Origin of the sequence: Leclercia sp. LTM14 (assembly GCF_023736175.1) — a bacterium.
In the GTDB taxonomy this organism is placed as follows: Bacteria; Pseudomonadota; Gammaproteobacteria; order Enterobacterales; family Enterobacteriaceae; genus Enterobacter; species Enterobacter barmai.
Genome location: NZ_JAIKTT010000002.1, coordinates 572,180 through 587,735 on the forward strand (window position 1 = coordinate 572,180; position 15,556 = coordinate 587,735).

Annotated in this window: 14 protein-coding genes and 2 tRNA genes; 7 read left to right on the top strand and 9 right to left on the bottom strand. The window is 59.5% G+C overall.

The window, feature by feature from the left end:
* Positions 1 to 17: 17 nt before the first annotated feature.
* On the bottom strand, positions 18 to 107 hold the full coding sequence (cydH, locus tag K5I40_RS07180) for a cytochrome bd-I accessory subunit CydH (RefSeq protein WP_072036634.1): 90 nt from the start codon (positions 105 to 107) through the stop codon (positions 18 to 20).
* A 294-nt stretch (positions 108 to 401) separates the two neighbouring features.
* Here cydH and purR point away from each other — a divergent pair, with 294 nt between their 5' ends.
* On the top strand, positions 402 to 1,427 hold the full coding sequence (gene purR / locus K5I40_RS07185; RefSeq protein WP_039029137.1) for an HTH-type transcriptional repressor PurR: 1,026 nt from the start codon (positions 402 to 404) through the stop codon (positions 1,425 to 1,427).
* A 5-nt stretch (positions 1,428 to 1,432) separates the two neighbouring features.
* On the opposite strand, the gene punR is transcribed toward purR, so the two are convergent.
* Positions 1,433 to 2,356 carry a DNA-binding transcriptional activator PunR gene (gene punR, locus K5I40_RS07190; RefSeq protein ID WP_223074179.1) on the bottom strand — a complete coding sequence of 308 codons (924 nt, stop codon included), beginning with the start codon at positions 2,354 to 2,356 and terminating at the stop codon, positions 1,433 to 1,435.
* Positions 2,357 to 2,471: 115 nt separating this feature from the next.
* Between punR and punC the strand changes: the two genes are divergently transcribed.
* Both punC and cfa read left to right on the top strand, forming a co-directional pair.
* Entirely contained in the window at positions 2,472 to 3,668 is a 1,197-nt protein-coding gene (punC, locus tag K5I40_RS07195) for a purine nucleoside transporter PunC (RefSeq protein WP_223074180.1), read from the top strand.
* 280 nt (positions 3,669 to 3,948) lie between these two features.
* Positions 3,949 to 5,097 (top strand): cyclopropane fatty acyl phospholipid synthase, encoded by a 1,149-nt coding sequence (gene cfa / locus K5I40_RS07200; RefSeq protein WP_223074181.1) that lies wholly within the window; start codon positions 3,949 to 3,951, stop codon positions 5,095 to 5,097.
* Between the two features lie 32 nt (positions 5,098 to 5,129).
* Here cfa and K5I40_RS07205 read toward each other — a convergent pair whose 3' ends face one another.
* Positions 5,130 to 5,774 (bottom strand): riboflavin synthase, encoded by a 645-nt coding sequence (locus K5I40_RS07205; protein WP_039029133.1) that lies wholly within the window; start codon positions 5,772 to 5,774, stop codon positions 5,130 to 5,132.
* A gap of 222 nt (positions 5,775 to 5,996) precedes the next feature.
* Here K5I40_RS07205 and mdtK point away from each other — a divergent pair, with 222 nt between their 5' ends.
* The 4 genes from mdtK to K5I40_RS07225 all read left to right on the top strand — a co-directional run bounded on the left by mdtK (position 5,997) and on the right by K5I40_RS07225 (position 9,438).
* On the top strand, positions 5,997 to 7,370 hold the full coding sequence (gene mdtK, locus K5I40_RS07210; protein ID WP_223074182.1) for an MdtK family multidrug efflux MATE transporter: 1,374 nt from the start codon (positions 5,997 to 5,999) through the stop codon (positions 7,368 to 7,370).
* 151 nt (positions 7,371 to 7,521) lie between these two features.
* Positions 7,522 to 7,598 (top strand) — tRNA-Val (locus K5I40_RS07215).
* Between the two features lie 4 nt (positions 7,599 to 7,602).
* Positions 7,603 to 7,679 (top strand) — tRNA-Val (locus K5I40_RS07220).
* Positions 7,680 to 7,827: 148 nt separating this feature from the next.
* A complete protein-coding gene (locus tag K5I40_RS07225; protein ID WP_223074183.1) occupies positions 7,828 to 9,438 on the top strand; it encodes an FAD-NAD(P)-binding protein in 1,611 nt (536 codons plus the stop codon).
* On the opposite strand, the gene K5I40_RS07230 is transcribed toward K5I40_RS07225, so the two are convergent.
* The 6 genes from K5I40_RS07230 to K5I40_RS07255 all read right to left on the bottom strand — a co-directional run bounded on the left by K5I40_RS07230 (position 9,425) and on the right by K5I40_RS07255 (position 15,409).
* Positions 9,425 to 9,790, bottom strand: coding sequence for a hypothetical protein (locus K5I40_RS07230; RefSeq protein ID WP_251931009.1), 366 nt, complete (start codon positions 9,788 to 9,790; stop codon positions 9,425 to 9,427). The two genes, K5I40_RS07225 and K5I40_RS07230, sit on opposite strands and share 14 nt — an antisense overlap.
* Positions 9,766 to 10,737 (bottom strand): amidase, encoded by a 972-nt coding sequence (locus tag K5I40_RS07235; protein ID WP_251931010.1) that lies wholly within the window; start codon positions 10,735 to 10,737, stop codon positions 9,766 to 9,768. Before K5I40_RS07235 ends, K5I40_RS07230 begins: the two co-directional genes overlap by 25 nt.
* 52 nt (positions 10,738 to 10,789) lie before the next feature.
* Entirely contained in the window at positions 10,790 to 12,100 is a 1,311-nt protein-coding gene (gene hisD / locus K5I40_RS07240) for a histidinol dehydrogenase (RefSeq protein WP_251929576.1), read from the bottom strand.
* Positions 12,100 to 13,239, bottom strand: a complete 1,140-nt coding sequence (locus K5I40_RS07245; protein WP_139564872.1) for an ester cyclase — start codon at positions 13,237 to 13,239, stop codon at positions 12,100 to 12,102. The genes hisD and K5I40_RS07245 overlap by 1 nt, the downstream gene beginning before the upstream one ends.
* A 131-nt stretch (positions 13,240 to 13,370) precedes the next feature.
* Positions 13,371 to 14,342 carry a nuclear transport factor 2 family protein gene (locus K5I40_RS07250; RefSeq protein ID WP_138368822.1) on the bottom strand — a complete coding sequence of 324 codons (972 nt, stop codon included), beginning with the start codon at positions 14,340 to 14,342 and terminating at the stop codon, positions 13,371 to 13,373.
* On the bottom strand, positions 14,339 to 15,409 hold the full coding sequence (locus tag K5I40_RS07255) for a LacI family DNA-binding transcriptional regulator (protein WP_138368821.1): 1,071 nt from the start codon (positions 15,407 to 15,409) through the stop codon (positions 14,339 to 14,341). Before K5I40_RS07255 ends, K5I40_RS07250 begins: the two co-directional genes overlap by 4 nt.
* Positions 15,410 to 15,556: the final 147 nt, after the last annotated feature.

Genomic DNA, 15,556 nt, shown 5'->3' on the forward strand with positions numbered 1-15,556 from the left:
TGACTCCCTCGCGAGGATCAGTGCAGCGCAGCAGTCAGACCGCTTGCTACGATCAGACCCAGAACAATAATGGTGGTAACCAGCGAAAACTTAAGATCGGTACTCATCAATTTTTCTCCTTTTAATCACCCCATGAAGAGTGAGCTTGCTCATTTTTGCACAGTTCAGGTTAAAAATCTTGCGGGAATTAGGTTGATATCCATTTTTACTCTTCCCCTTTTGGTCAAGATCAGACAAAATTCCACGCTAAATTTATTAGCGTACCGGCCATTGACCCCCTCCTGACGTCCTGTGTCGTTTTCCCGGCGTACCGCAATTCAAATTGCGCAATTAGGGCGAGTGAAGGCAAACGTTTACCTATTGGTTTTCAGGAGCTTAGATATGGTCTGGAGTGACATCTGATGGCAACAATTAAAGACGTAGCGAAACGCGCAAACGTTTCCACTACAACCGTATCACATGTTATTAACAAAACCCGCTTTGTGGCGGAAGAGACGCGTAACAACGTCTGGGCAGCGATCAAAGAGCTGCACTACTCTCCGAGCGCCGTGGCCCGCAGTCTGAAGGTGAATCACACCAAATCGATCGGCCTGCTGGCGACCAGCAGCGAAGCCCCCTACTTCGCAGAAATTATTGAAGCGGTAGAGAAAAACTGCTTCCAGAAAGGCTATACCCTGATCCTCGGCAACGCCTGGAACAGCCTCGAGAAGCAGCGGGCCTACCTGTCAATGATGGCGCAAAAGCGTGTCGACGGCCTGCTGGTGATGTGCTCCGAATATCCGGAGCCCCTGCTGACGATGCTGGAAGAGTATCGCAATATTCCGATGGTGGTGATGGACTGGGGCGAAGCGAAAGCCGACTTCACCGACTCAGTAATTGATAACGCCTTTGAAGGCGGCTACATGGCCGGACGTTATCTGATTGAACGCGGTCATCGCGACATCGGCGTTATTCCGGGGGCGCTTGAGCGCAACACCGGTGCCGGGCGTCTGGCCGGTTTTATGAAAGCGATGGAAGAGGCGTTAATCACGGTGCCAGAAAACTGGATCGTGCAGGGCGACTTTGAGCCGGAGTCCGGCTATCGCGCCATGCAGCAGATCCTCTCCCAGAGCCCGCGTCCGACCGCTATTTTCTGCGGCGGCGACATTATGGCGATGGGCGCCCTGTGCGCCGCCGATGAAATGGGTCTGCGCGTGCCGCAGGACGTTTCGCTGATCGGGTATGATAACGTGCGCAACGCCCGGTTCTTCACCCCGGCGCTGACCACTATCCACCAGCCAAAAGATTCGCTGGGGGAGACGGCCTTCAACATGCTGCTCGACCGTATCGTCAACAAGCGCGAAGAGTCGCAGTCCATTGAAGTGCATCCGCGTTTGATCGAACGCCGCTCCGTCGCCGATGGCCCGTTCCGCGACTACCGCCGTTGATCCCCTCAGGGAGCCAGCACCTCTGGCTCCCGCAGCCACTCCCTGTTCATCGTTTCACTGTCCCCCAGATAATCCAGCAGCCACGCCAGCGCCGGTGACATATCGTTTTGTTGCCAGGTCAGGCAGCAGGCCGCATCCGGGAACGGGTTCTCCAGCGTCAGTTCCACCCATTTGCCGCTGTCGATCCACGGGCGGGCAAAATGCACCGGCACCATCCCCACGCACAGTCCGGCCGAGAGGCAGGTTGCCGCCGACTCCCAGTCCGGGGTGACGATCCGCCGCTGGTTGTCCAGCAGCCAGGTGATGCGTTTCGGCAGCGAGCGGGAGGTGTCTTCCCGCACCAGCGACGGCCAGTTGCGCAGGGTATCATCGCTGAGCGGGCCGGGGAGCGCGGCCAGCGGATGATGGCTCGCCACCACGCAGATCCAGCTCAGCATGCCCATATCGCGAAACGCGTAGCGTCCCCCCACCGGGATCGCCTGGGTCGCGCCGATGGCCATCTCCACCCTGCCGTCCGCCAGCGCATCCCACACGCCGTTAAAGACCTCCTGAGAAACCCGCAGCTCGACGTCGGAGAAGTGACGGTAAAAATCGACAATCATCTGGCGGGTGCGCTCGGGGCGAACGATGTTGTCCACCGCAATGGAGATGTGCCCGCGCCAGCCGTTGGCGATCTGCTGGCACTGTTCGCGGGTGATCTGCATTTTTTTGATAACAGAGCGCCCTTCTTTAAGAAACCACATGCCGGCCGGGGTGAGCTCCACGTCGCGATGGCGCCGTTCAAACAGCGGCACCGCCAGCCACTCCTCAAGCTGACGCACCGTATAGCTGATCGCCGAGGGAACGCGGTGCAGCTCCTGGGCCGCGCCGCTGAAACTGCCGTTACGCACCACGGCGTCCACCACTTCAAGGGAATATTCAGACCACATTTTCTGCCTGCAAAAAATTTGAATGCAACCGCCAAATATTAGCGTTTCACAAGCGGGATTGCACTGCCTACACTCAGCGGCTACCTAAACCTGCACCCATAAGGACAATAAAACAATGCAACCCAGGAAAGGATTTTTAGTCTGGCTTGGCGGCCTGAGCGTACTGGGCTTCCTCGCCACCGATATGTATCTGCCTGCCTTCTCGATCATGCAGGAAGATCTGCAAACCCCGGCGGCCGCCATCAGCGCCAGCCTGAGCCTCTTCCTTGCGGGCTTTGCTTTCGCGCAGCTGCTGTGGGGACCGATGTCCGACCGCTTCGGGCGTAAGCCGGTTCTGCTGGCGGGTTTAGCCATCTTCGCGCTGGGCTGTCTGGGCATGCTGTGGGTACGCGATGCCACCTGGCTGCTGGTGCTGCGCTTTATCCAGGCGGTAGGCGTCTGCGCGGCGGCGGTCACATGGCAGGCGCTGGTGACGGACTACTACCCGGCGACGCGGACCAACCGGATTTTCGCCACCATCATGCCGCTGGTGGGGCTGTCACCGGCCCTGGCACCGCTGCTCGGCAGCTGGATCCTCGCCCATTTCAGCTGGCAGGCCATTTTTGCCGTGCTGTTTGCCATCACCCTGGTGCTGATGATCCCGGCCTTTTTCCTGAAACCGGTCGCGGCAAAAGCGGATCGGCCTGAGTCCCGCGTCACCTTCTTCACCCTGCTCCGCTCGCGTGTTTATCGCGGTAACGTGCTGATCTACGCCGCCTGTTCCGCCAGCTTCTTCGCCTGGCTGACCGGCTCGCCGTTTATCCTCAGCGAGATGGGCTACAGCCCGGCAGCGATCGGCCTGAGCTACGTGCCGCAGACCATCGCCTTCCTGATTGGCGGCTATGGCTGTCGCGCTGCGCTGCAAAAATGGCAGGGTCACCAGATGCTGCCGTGGCTGCTGGCCCTGTTTGCGCTCAGCGTGATCGGCACCTGGGCGGTCGGATTTATTCCGGGCGTGAGCCTGGCGGAGCTGCTGATACCCTTCTGCCTGATGGCGGTGGCGAACGGCGCGATCTACCCTATCGTCGTCGCGCAGGCACTGCGTCCCTTCCCTCAGGCCACCGGCAGCGCGGCGGCGCTGCAGAACACCCTGCAGCTGGGCCTCTGCTTCCTTGCCAGCCTGCTGGTCTCATGGCTGATTGCCACCCCGCTGCTGACCACCACCAGCGTGATGGTCGCCACCGTGATACTGGCCGCGCTGGGCTACCGGATGCAGTACCTCCCTGCCCGCCAGCAGCATGACGAGATGCAGGCGGAGTCCTCTCGCGCCTGATGGCGTAACTGATTAGGGTGCTAACGATTTTCTGTTGAAGCACCCATTTATCAGGCCTATACTTATTAGCGCATTCTGATAAATACGAAAATTATTAAGTATTAACGGGAGCTGGAGTGCTCCCGTTTTAGCATGGATGGCCTTTCGGCAAGGGTTATCTCCCTTCCTCTGTTCTACGTCGGATATTAGCCTCGCGGGTCACACCGTGAGATTTCTCACAAACCATAAAGAGCGGCTACGCTGTTTAAGGGTTCTGATCACATCATGTGGTGGAGAAGCTATGAGTTCATCGTGTCTGGAAGAAGTCAGCGTTCGCAAAGATAACTGGTACCGGATAATCAATGAAATGCTGAGCCGTGCAGGGATCACCATCAACGGCCCGGCATCCTTCGATTTGCAGGTCAAACACCCCGATTTTTTTAAACGCGTCCTGCAGGAAGGGTCGCTTGGCCTTGGCGAAAGCTATATGGACGGCTGGTGGGAGTGCGAGCGCCTCGATATTTTTTTCAATAACGTCCTGCGGGCGGGCCTGGAGCAGCAGTTGCCCAGCCACCTGAAGGATACCCTGCGTATTGCCGCTGCCCGCCTGTTCAATCTGCAAAGTAAAAAGCGCGCCTGGATTGTCGGCAAAGAGCATTACGATCTCGGCAACGATCTGTTCAGCCGCATGCTCGACCCGGCCATGCAGTACTCCTGCGGTTACTGGAAACAGGCGACCAGCCTTCAGCAGGCGCAGCAGGATAAACTGCGCCTCATCTGCGAAAAACTGCAGCTGGAACCCGGCATGAGGGTGCTGGATATCGGCTGCGGCTGGGGTGGTCTGGCGGAGTTTATGGCGCAGCACTATGGCGTCAGCGTGGTGGGCGTCACCATTTCAGCGGAACAGCAGCGCATGGCGCAGGCGCGCTGCGCCGGTCTGGATGTCGCTATTCTGTTGCAGGATTACCGGGATCTCAACGACCAGTTCGATCGCATTGTCTCGGTGGGGATGTTCGAACACGTGGGGCCGAAAAACTACCCGACCTACTTTAAGGTGGTGGATCGCAACCTGAAGCCCGACGGCCTGTTCCTGCTGCACACCATCGGCTCCCGAAAAACCGACCATCGCGTCGATCCCTGGATAGATAAGTACATCTTTCCGAATGGCTGTTTACCGTCAGTACGCCAGATTGCGAATGCCAGCGAACCCCATTTTGTGATGGAGGACTGGCATAACTTTGGCGCTGACTACGATACGACGCTGATGGCCTGGCATGAGCGCTTTATTGCCAGCTGGCCGGAGATCGCCGACAACTATTCTGAACGATTTAAACGGATGTTCAGCTACTATCTGAACGCCTGCGCCGGGGCGTTTCGCGCCCGTGATATTCAGCTGTGGCAGGTGGTATTCAGCCGCGGCGTGGAGCACGGCCTGCGGGTAGCCCGCTAAATAAAATACCCCGCATGCCGGGGTATTTTTTATCACGCGTCGTTGAGCGTCTGCTGGATGGCGGCGGCCTCTTTTGCCGCCAGCACGCGCTCGACGGTATCCACCACTGCCTGGGTTTGCGGGTCGATTTCGATATTCACTCTGTGGCCCAGCTTTTTGCTGCCGAGCGTTGTGCGCTGCAGCGTCTCCGGGATCAGGTGTACGCAGAAGCGGGTCGGCGTCACTTCACCCACGGTCAGGCTGATGCCGTCCACGCCAATAAAGCCTTTATAAAGGATGTATTTCATTAATGACGGATCCTGAACCTTAAACCAGATCTGGCGGTTATTTTCCGAGGTCAGGATTTTGGCAATTTCTGCGGTAGTCATAATATGGCCCGACATTAAATGTCCGCCAATTTCGTCGCTGAATTTCGCGGCGCGCTCAACGTTAACAATATCGCCTTCAGCCAGGTCACCAAGATTGGTGATACGCAGCGTCTCTTTCATCAAATCGAAGCTGATCAAGTTACCGTTAATTTCGGTTACCGTCAGGCAACAGCCGTTGTGCGCAACCGATGCCCCGGTCTCCAGCCCATCGAGCATCTCATCCGGCAGGGCGACGACGTGGGTGCGGAAGTTGGGTTTTTCATCAATGGACACCAGCTTCGCGGTGCCCTGCACAATACCAGTAAACATGCTTACGACTCCTGTTTGTTCTTTCGGTGATAACACCGTTTAATCCCACCACAATAACAGTTGAAAAAAGAGGTTGCCAGTACCCACCTTTTCTGGCGATTTTTTCACTAGATAAATAGCTTATCCCCGCTACAATAGCTGGACTTCCCCGCATCTTCTTTTTGCTGTTTTCTCACAGCGACTTTTATTCTTTCAAATAACAACAATATCAAAGGTGTTCACGTGCAGAAGTACATGAGTGAAGCGCGTCAGTTATTAGCTCTGGCAATCCCGGTGATACTCGCGCAAATCGCCCAGACCGCAATGGGATTCGTTGATACCGTAATGGCGGGCGGCTACAGCGCCACCGACATGGCGGCAGTGGCTATCGGCACCTCTATCTGGCTGCCCGCTATTCTCTTCGGCCACGGCCTGCTGCTGGCGCTGACGCCGGTTATCGCCCAGCTCAACGGCTCCGGGCGTCGCGAACGTATCGCCCATCAGATCCGCCAGGGCTTCTGGCTGGCAGGCTTTGTTTCGGTGTTAATCATGATTGTGCTGTGGAACGCCGGCTATATTATTCACGCCATGCACAATATCGATCCGGCCCTGGCGGATACCGCCGTCGGCTATTTACGCGCCCTGCTCTGGGGTACGCCGGGATATTTATTCTTCCAGGTGATGCGTAATCAGTGTGAAGGCCTGGCGAAAACCAAACCGGGCATGGTGATGGGCTTTATCGGCCTGCTGGTCAATATTCCGGTGAACTACATCTTTATTTATGGTCATTTCGGCATGCCGGAACTCGGCGGTGTCGGCTGCGGCGTCGCTACCGCGGCGGTCTACTGGGTGATGTTCTTCGGCATGCTCTCTTACGTGAAGCGCGCGCGCTCGATGCGTGATATCCGCAGCGAGCCGGGTTTCAACAAGCCGGACATGGAGGTGGTGAAACGCCTGGTGCAGCTCGGCCTGCCTATTGCCCTGGCGCTGTTCTTCGAAGTGACGCTGTTCGCCGTGGTCGCGCTGCTGGTCTCACCGCTGGGGATCGTGAACGTGGCCGGACACCAGATCGCCCTGAACTTCAGCTCGCTGATGTTCGTTCTGCCGCTATCGCTCGCCGCCGCGGTAACCATTCGCGTGGGCTATCGCCTCGGTCAGGGCTCCACGCTGGAAGCGCAGATCGCGGCCCGCACCGGAATTGGCGTAGGGATCTGCATGGCGGTCTGCACCGCGCTGTTTACCGTCACGCTGCGGGAGCAGATCGCCCTGCTCTATAACGACAACCCGGAAGTGGTGCTCCTCGCCTCCCAGTTGATGATGCTGGCGGCGGTGTATCAGATCTCCGACTCCATCCAGGTGATCGGCAGCGGCGTGCTGCGTGGCTATAAAGATACGCGTTCGATCTTCTTTATTACCTTTATCGCCTACTGGGTGCTGGGCCTGCCGAGCGGTTATATCCTGGCGCTCACCGATCTGGTGGTGGATCGCATGGGCCCGGCCGGTTTCTGGATGGGCTTTATTATCGGCTTAACCTCTGCCGCGATCATGATGATGCTGCGCATGCGGTATTTGCAGTGCCAGCCCTCCAGCGTGATATTGCAACGCGCCGCGCGTTAAATACCCACCAGCCGCCTGCGGGCGGCTACTTTCTCTTCATTTTGCGCGGGAATACAGCAATCGCGTGAAATCTGAAAGAAATTTGCAGTTTGCCTCTTGCCTCGTGCGGCCACTGCCGCTAATATCCGTCCCCGTTGTCACACACAACATTGCGTTCATAGCTCAGTTGGTTAGAGCACCACCTTGACATGGTGGGGGTCGTTGGTTCGAGTCCAATTGAACGCACCATTCTGCGTCCGTAGCTCAGTTGGTTAGAGCACCACCTTGACATGGTGGGGGTCGGTGGTTCGAGTCCACTCGGACGCACCATTTCAGTCCTGAAATGGTGCAACTCCTCTTCTTATCTGATTTATCGCTTTCAGCCTCGTTTCTGAGTTGCTCATCACCCGTTTTCTACCACACTTATCCTGCATGGCATTATTCCCATGGATTCGGTAAAAAACAGCAGGTGGACACAATGAAAAAGATCGCCATTGTCGGGGCTGGCCCCACCGGTATTTATACCCTCTTCTCGCTTCTGAAACTGAACACACCGCTCTGCGTCACCGTCTATGAGCAGGCCGAAGAGGCAGGCGTCGGGATGCCCTACAGCGATGAAGATAACTCGCGCATGATGCTGGCCAATATCGCCAGCATCGAGATCCCGCCCCTGTTTTCGACCTATCTCGAGTGGCTGCGCACCCAGAGCGACGCCCATCTGGCGCGCTACGGCGTGCAAAAATCCGCCCTGCACGACCGGCAGTTCCTGCCGCGTATTCTGCTGGGCCAGTATTTCCGCGATCAGTTCCTGGCGCTTATCGGGCAGGCAAGAAAACAGGGCTTTGAGGTTAACGTCCTCGAGTCCTGTCAGGTGACCGACGTCGAGGCTACGCCTGACGGGGTCAATGTATGGGCCAAGGGTGAAACCGAGCCTGAGCCGTTCGATCTGGCCGTTATCGCCACCGGCCACGTCTGGCCTGACGAAGATGCCGCCTCGCGCTCCTTCTTCCCAAGCCCCTGGTCCGGGCTGATGGAGGCCAAAATCCCGGCCCGTAACGTCGGCATTCTTGGCACCTCGTTAAGCGGGCTGGACGCGGCGATGGCCGTGGCCATTCAGCATGGCAAGTTTATCGAGACCGATGATGAACAGATCCATTTCCAACTGGATGAGGGCAGCGAGGCGCTGAAGATTGTACTTATGTCCCGCTCGGGCATCCTTCCCGAGGCCGATTTTTATTGCCCGATCCCCTATGAGCCGTTAACTATCGCCACGGAACAGGCGATTGAGGCGGCCATCGAGCAGGGTTCAGAGGGCTTGCTCGACCGCATCTTTGAACTTGTCGTTGCCGAGCTCAAGCATGCCGATCCGCAGTGGAGTGACGCGGTAGCGTTAGAGACCCTCACGGCCGACAGCATTCGCGACGCCTGGTTTGCCGACCGCGAGAAGCATGGCCCGTTCCGTTGGGCGGTCTCTAACCTTAATGAAGTGGAGCGCAACAAGCGCGACAGACGAACGGTGCCGTGGCGCTATACGATCCTGCGGCTGCACGAGGCCGTTGAGAAGATTGTGCCCCACCTGACGAAAAAGGACCGGGAGCGTTTTAAAGTCGGGCTGGCGCGCATTTTTATCGACAACTATGCGGCGATCCCGTCCCAGTCTATCCGCCGACTGCTGGCCCTGCGCGAGGCGGGTATCATCAGCATTCTGACGCTGGGTGACGACTATGAGATGGCGGTAAAAGAGGACCGGACGGTGATCGAGGCCCGGGGCGAGGTCGCGTATTTCGATGTCTTTATCGATGCGCGCGGGCAGAAACCGCTCAAGACCAAAGACCTGCCGTTCCCGGTGCTGCGCCACCAGCTGGAATCCGCCGGAGAAGAGATACCCGACGTGGGGGACGATTACACCCTGCTGGCCCCGGACTACCTGCGCGGGCGCATCGCCTTCGGCGCGCTGCCGTATCTGATGCACGATCGCCCCTTTGTCCAGGGTCTGGTGGTCTGTGCCGAAATCGGCGAGGCGATAGCGAAAGCCGCCGTCCAGCCCGCCTCGCGGGTGCGCAGACGGCTGGAGTTTACGGACGAGTAAACGCGGTTTCGCAGGCGGCGGCCAGCGCCAGCAGCGGGGCTTCATCCGCCGCTGGCGAAAGAATTTCCAGCCCCACCGGAAAGCCGCTCCGCGTTCTGCCGCAGGGCAGCGTGATGGCGGCGAAACCGCTGATGGCCGCCAGCTCCGGCGCGCAGCCGGGGGGCATTTTCTCCAGGCTCTGCGGGATCCGGCACACCGTCGGGTAGAGAAAACCGTCTAAACGTTCCTGCTCCGCTCGTTGTGCCAGAGCCTGACGCAGCCGACGACGCAGCTGCCGTCCGGCGAGCCATGCCGGAGTTTTCAGCCTGTCGCTGGCGAGCATCTGCGTCAGCAGGGGCAAGAACTCCGGCAAAAATCGTCCTGAAGCGACAATCCCCCGCAGATCGCCGGCGCGCCCGGATGCTGTTTTAGCCAGGCGTCAAACCCCACCCGAAATTCATACAGGCTCAGGCAGGTTGCCACCTCAATTTCCCCCAGGATCGGCAGGTCTGTTTCAACAAGCGTCGCGCCGTGACGCGTCAGCTGCGCAAGGGCGGCGTGCCACACCTCATGCTGCTGAGCATCACTGCCCTCCAGCGCGCGGATTGTTCCAAAGCGCACTCCTTTCAGCGAAACCGGCTCAACGGCGCGCGGCCTGTGGCCGTGGAGTATCCCGTGCAGCAGAGCCGCATCCTGCACGCTGTGGACCATCGGTCCCACCGTATCTTTACTCAGGGAGAGCGGCGCAATCCCCTCCATCATGGCCCGGCGCAGGCGGGGTCTTAACCCCACCAGCCCGGTGTAGCTGCACGGGATGCGGATCGAGCCGCCGGTATCGGTGCCGAGCGCCCCCTCCGCCATGCCGGCAGCCACCGCCGCCGCGCTGCCCCCGCTGGAGCCGCCCGCGGTGATGCCGGGAAACAGCGGATGGTGCACGTCCCCGCCGAGTGAGCTGCGGGAGCGGACGTCAAAAGCAAACTCGGACATATTGGCCCGGGCCAGAATAATCGCCCCGGCGGCGCGTAATCTTTGCACCACCAGCGCGTCGGTGGTAGGTCGAAGCGCGGCCAGCGCCTCGCACCCTGCCGTGAGCGGTTGCCCGGCGCAGGCAATATTATCTTTGACGATCAGCGGCACACCGTGCAGGGGTCCCAGCTGCTGACCGCGACGGCGCAGCGCCTGGCGCTGTTCCGCCTCGGCCAGCGCGTCCGGGTTTACCCCAAGTATGGCGTTCAGCTGCGGCTGGGCAGCGATAATCGCCAGCCGCCGGGCTATTTCCTCAACGCAGTCCCTGGGGGGAATCAGCCGTTGTTTTTTCATACCGTCCCTTATCATGCCGGAGGCCAGGCCTGCGCCCGGCCTCCCGTCGCCGTTAGTCGCGCAGCCCGGAGGTGATGGCGTCCAGCGCTTCCGGACGCAGGCGGATCTCCGCCGCACGGCGGTGGCCCTGCATCCCCTCGGTACGGCTCTGGCGGATTGCCGGTTCCGCAATGGCGGCGATGCCCTGCTCGTCGATCCACTGATGGGTGCAGATTTTAACGTAGGCTCCCACCCACAGCCCGCCGGTGTAGCGCGCCGCCGCCATGGTGGGCAGGGTGTGGTTGGTGCCGCAGCATTTATCCGAGAACACCACGCTGGCGTTCTGGCCGATAAACAGCGAGCCGTAATTGCGAATTTTTGCCGCGGTGCCGTGCGGATCCCGGGTATGGACCTGCAGATGCTCGGTGGCCATGTAATCAGCGAAGGCGATCAGCCGCTCTTCGCTGTCGCACACCACGATCTCCCCCTGGCGACGCCAGGCTTCACCCGCCGTCGCGGCGGTCGGCAGCGTGGTCAGCTGGCGTTCGATCTCGGCCAGGGTTCCCTCGGCAATCGCCCGGCTGGTGGTCGCCAGCCCGACGCGGGTGTGGACGTCGTGTTCGGCCTGCGCCAGCAGGTCGGCGGCAATAATGCGCGCATCGGCGCTGTCGTCGGCGATGGTGAAGATTTCGCTCGGTCCCGCCAGGGCGTCAATCCCCACCTTGCCGAACACCTGGCGCTTGGCCTCGTTCACAAAGGCGTTGCCCGGTCCGACAATTTTATCCACCGCCGGGACGCTCTCAGTGCCCCAGGCCATCGCCGCCACCGCCTGAGCGCCGCCGATTTTAAAGATGCGATGGGCCCCGGCCAGGTGACAGACCGCAATCATTGACGGGTGCGCCGCGGGCGGCAGGCAGGCGATAATCTGTTCGCATCCGGCCACCGTGGCGGGCACGATGGACATCACCGGCGCGGAGAGGATCGGGTAGCGCCCGCCCGGGACGTAGCAGCCCACCGTCTGGACCGGAATGATCCGGTGCCCCAGATGCACGCCAGGCAGGGTTTCCACCTCCAGCGGCTGCATGGTGGCGAGCTGGGCTTCGGCAAAGCGACGCACCTGGGCGATGGCAAACTCGCTGTCGCGGCGGGTCTGCGGGTCCATCTCGCGCAGCGCGGTTTCGATCTCCTCAGGGGTGACTTCGAACTGCGCCGGGACCACCTTATCAAACTGCTGCGAGAAGTCTCTCAGGGCGGCATCGCCCTCGCCCTTCACGCGCTCGATAATGGCACTGACCTTATCGGTTAACGATTTGTCGGCCTGCGCGTCCTGCCCCTGGGGACGTTTGATCCAGCTCACCTGGTCCACGATTGACTGTACAGACATTATGCTTCCTCCATTTGACCCAGTTTGATTTGTGCCAGCAGCGCCAGATGATCGTAAATCACCCATTCGTCGACGATTTTGCCGTTGATAATGTGGTAGTGAGACATCCCCATCACGAACAGGCGTTCCCCGGTCGGTTTACCCAGCTCGCCGTAGCCGAGGTGATGGCCCTCGATGATCCAGCGAATCGCCACCTTGGTGCCGCCTTCTTCGCACGGATTGGAGCAGATATGCTGCGGCAGCCAGGCGCCATCGGGGATCATGCCGATCAGGGCCAGCGTCTGGTGCGTCACCGACGCCGTGCCGTACAGCTCTTTCATCAGCGGGCCGTGCCACTGGACGTTCGGCGCATAGACCTCTTTGATCTTGCCGAGCATGCGGCGGTTGTAGATTTCGTGCATCCAGCGCAGGCACTGCTCTTCGGTGTCGGTATGGGCAATGGAGACATCGCAGACCATCTCCGGCGGATACTGCCCCAGCATGCGGCCGTTTTCGCCGATGTCGGTGACGCGAAAGCCCTTGTCGAACTGCTCTTTCGCCATGTTGTAAGCGATTTCGTCGGTGTTCAGCCCCAGCTGCTTCATCAGGGACATATTGTCGCTCACCACCCACTCACGGTAGATCTTGTTCTCGTGGATCATGCAGTCGGCCACGGTGCGGGTGACAAAGGTGCGGTTGGTCGGTTTGCCAAGGTGGCTGAACTGGGTGTGACGCCCGCTGCCGGTCACCAGGTGCGAGGTATAGAAACCGTCCACGTCGTTACCGTTCCAGATCACCTGCGTTGCCATGCCGCGACGCTCCGGGAAGGCCACCAGACGCTGGAGCGTATCCTGCACCACCTGCTCGCGGGTATAGAGGGTGCCCAGCGCGTTATATAAAACGCAGTTGTGGGTATAGTGGGTGTAAATTAATCCCACGTCGCGTTCATCCCATATTTTATGGGTGCAGCGAACAATATAATCGACAATATCGGTATAACACTCATCGAACCCGCGTAATGATTGCGCGCGGGGACGTTTCTCCGGCACTAAATCAATAAAGTCGCGACGTTCAACCTGTAATACCGGTTCATCACGGGTGGGCTTATTGTTTTTTTCAGGTACGGCTGGTGCTTTATTCGTTGCTTCAGTGGAAGACATATGAACCCCTGCTTCTGTTTTCAGACAATACGATCCCGCACCCGGAATGGATGGAGAATGGAGCCGCAATATTTATTGCGGCGGATTTAAAAACGTTTCAGAGAAGAAATATAACGGAGGCGAACCTCCGCTTAATTCACGATTTGCGACCAGATAGCTAATTCATCAATACCAAGATATTCGCGAATAATTAACCCATCGCGCAGTTCAAGCTGACTGATACCGGTAATCGACACCGGTTTACGGGTCGGCACGCCAAATTTACCGTAGCCGTCGTGCCAGGTCAGGAGCGACCAGCGCAGGGAGATGCGCACCGGCTCGCCAGGATCCCGACGCACGATCAGGTGGTGCAGCTGCACTTCGCTGTCGGCGAATGACGCCCGGTAGCCCGACAGCAGCGCGGCGATCTCCTGCTCTCCCGTGCCGCTGCAGTGGCCCGGAGCATAGAGGGTGGCGGCGGGATGGTACAGCCCCGGCACGGTGCCGCTGTTGCCCCCAGCCCACATGGTCAGATAGCGCTCCACCACCCCGGCAATCGGCCCCTCGACGTCATCCCCGTCCGGGCCACCCGCCCAGCGGGCGTCGAGCGTTTCTGCGGTGGCAGGGGTAATGCCGAGCTGCTCCTGCATCACCGCCAGATTGCGCGCGAACGCCTGCACGTTTAAGCCGAGCTGGGCGACAATCGCCGCCCGGTCCTGCAGGAGCCACTCCTGGCGCACCGCGCCGTCGGCGCAGATGCGGTCGGCCCAGGTGCGCACCCAGAGGGTTTTGCCGCTGGGGGCACCGAAAAAGCCTTCGCCCATGTGGCGGATGCAGGCGATGGTGCGCTGGGCGGCGTAGTACTCATTGCCTGGATTCTCGGTCGCGAGAATATCTTCCGTCAGCACAGTGCGCTGGGGAAAGCTGTGCATCGCCTCGAGGGTCAGGCGCATAAACTGCTGCAGGTCGGTCAGCTGCTTTTCCGGGGTGATAAAGACCACCGGCGAGGCGTAAAAGTCGGCGAGCTGGCCGATATCCTTTTGCTCCCAGACCACATGAGTCAGGGTGAGAATAAACTGTTGAATGGAATCGAACTGGGGGCTGAAGCCCGGCAATCTGCTCATTTGTCCTCCTGCGTCTGGAACATGTCATAACCCTCTGCGTCGAGGGCACCCGCATGCGGTCGGCGCGCAGAGTGGCGTACCACCAGCTTGCCCGGCACGGTAATTTGTTCAGGTTCGATAGTGCCGCTGTCGATCTGCTTCATCAGTAACTCCACCGTAGCGCTGACCATCTCTTCAACCGGCTGCGACGCGGAGGTTAAGGCGTAGGATGCCCAGCCGGACGGGCCGATATCGTCGTATCCCACCACCGAGACATCCTCCGGGATGCGCAGGCCAAACTCGTAGCGCGCCACGTCCATAACGATCACCGCCATATGGTCGTTGGCGACAAAAATGGCGTCCGGCGCGGGCGACGTGGAGAAGAGCGCGTAGGCCGCACGGGCGGTTTCCTGGGCATCGTAGTTGCCGTTCACCACCCGAATATCGTCAATCCCCTGCTCCTGCAGAGCCTGCTGATACCCGCGCTGGCGTGCAATGTTCACCGATGAGTCCGCCACGCCGCCCACGTAGGCAAAGCGCTTGTGCCCTGCCGCCAGTAAAAACTCGGCAATCTGGCGGGAGGCCGCTTCGTTATTGCTGTTGACGCTCGAGGCCATTCCGCTCTCTTCGCTGCGGTTAAACAGCACAACCGGGATCCCGGCGGCCAGGCACTCCTGGGAGAGATCCAGCGACAGCGTGACCGAGGCAAGCACGATGCCGTCCACCCGGTACTGCATGATCTGGTCGAAAATGCGATCCACATTGCCGTCACGATCGCCCACGAACAGCAGCAGGTGATAGTTAAGGGTATCCAGCTTTTGCGCCAGCGCCTCAAGCACCTGCGGGTAAAACTGGTTATCAAAATAGGAGATCACCACCCCGATGATGCGGGATCGGGCCGTGTTGAGCGAGCGGGCGATGGCGTTGGGCCGGTAGCCCAGCTCCCGCGCAGCCTTCAGCACCTTCTCACGCGTTGCCGGTGAGATGCTGGCGCCCGGCGTGAAGGTGCGGGACACCGCCGACTGTGATACTCCCGCCAGCTGCGCCACCTGTTGCGAGGTCACCGCTGTAAAAGTCTTACGTTTCATTACCCGTGTTCCTTATCCCTGACGCTTCCCGACCCGGCGTCTGTGGCAGAGCAATCCCTGTCACCACGCCGCAGGAAGCGGGTACTTTTTATACTTACACCATGTTTGCATGCGTATGCAACAGCCTAAATTATTTTTTTCACAATG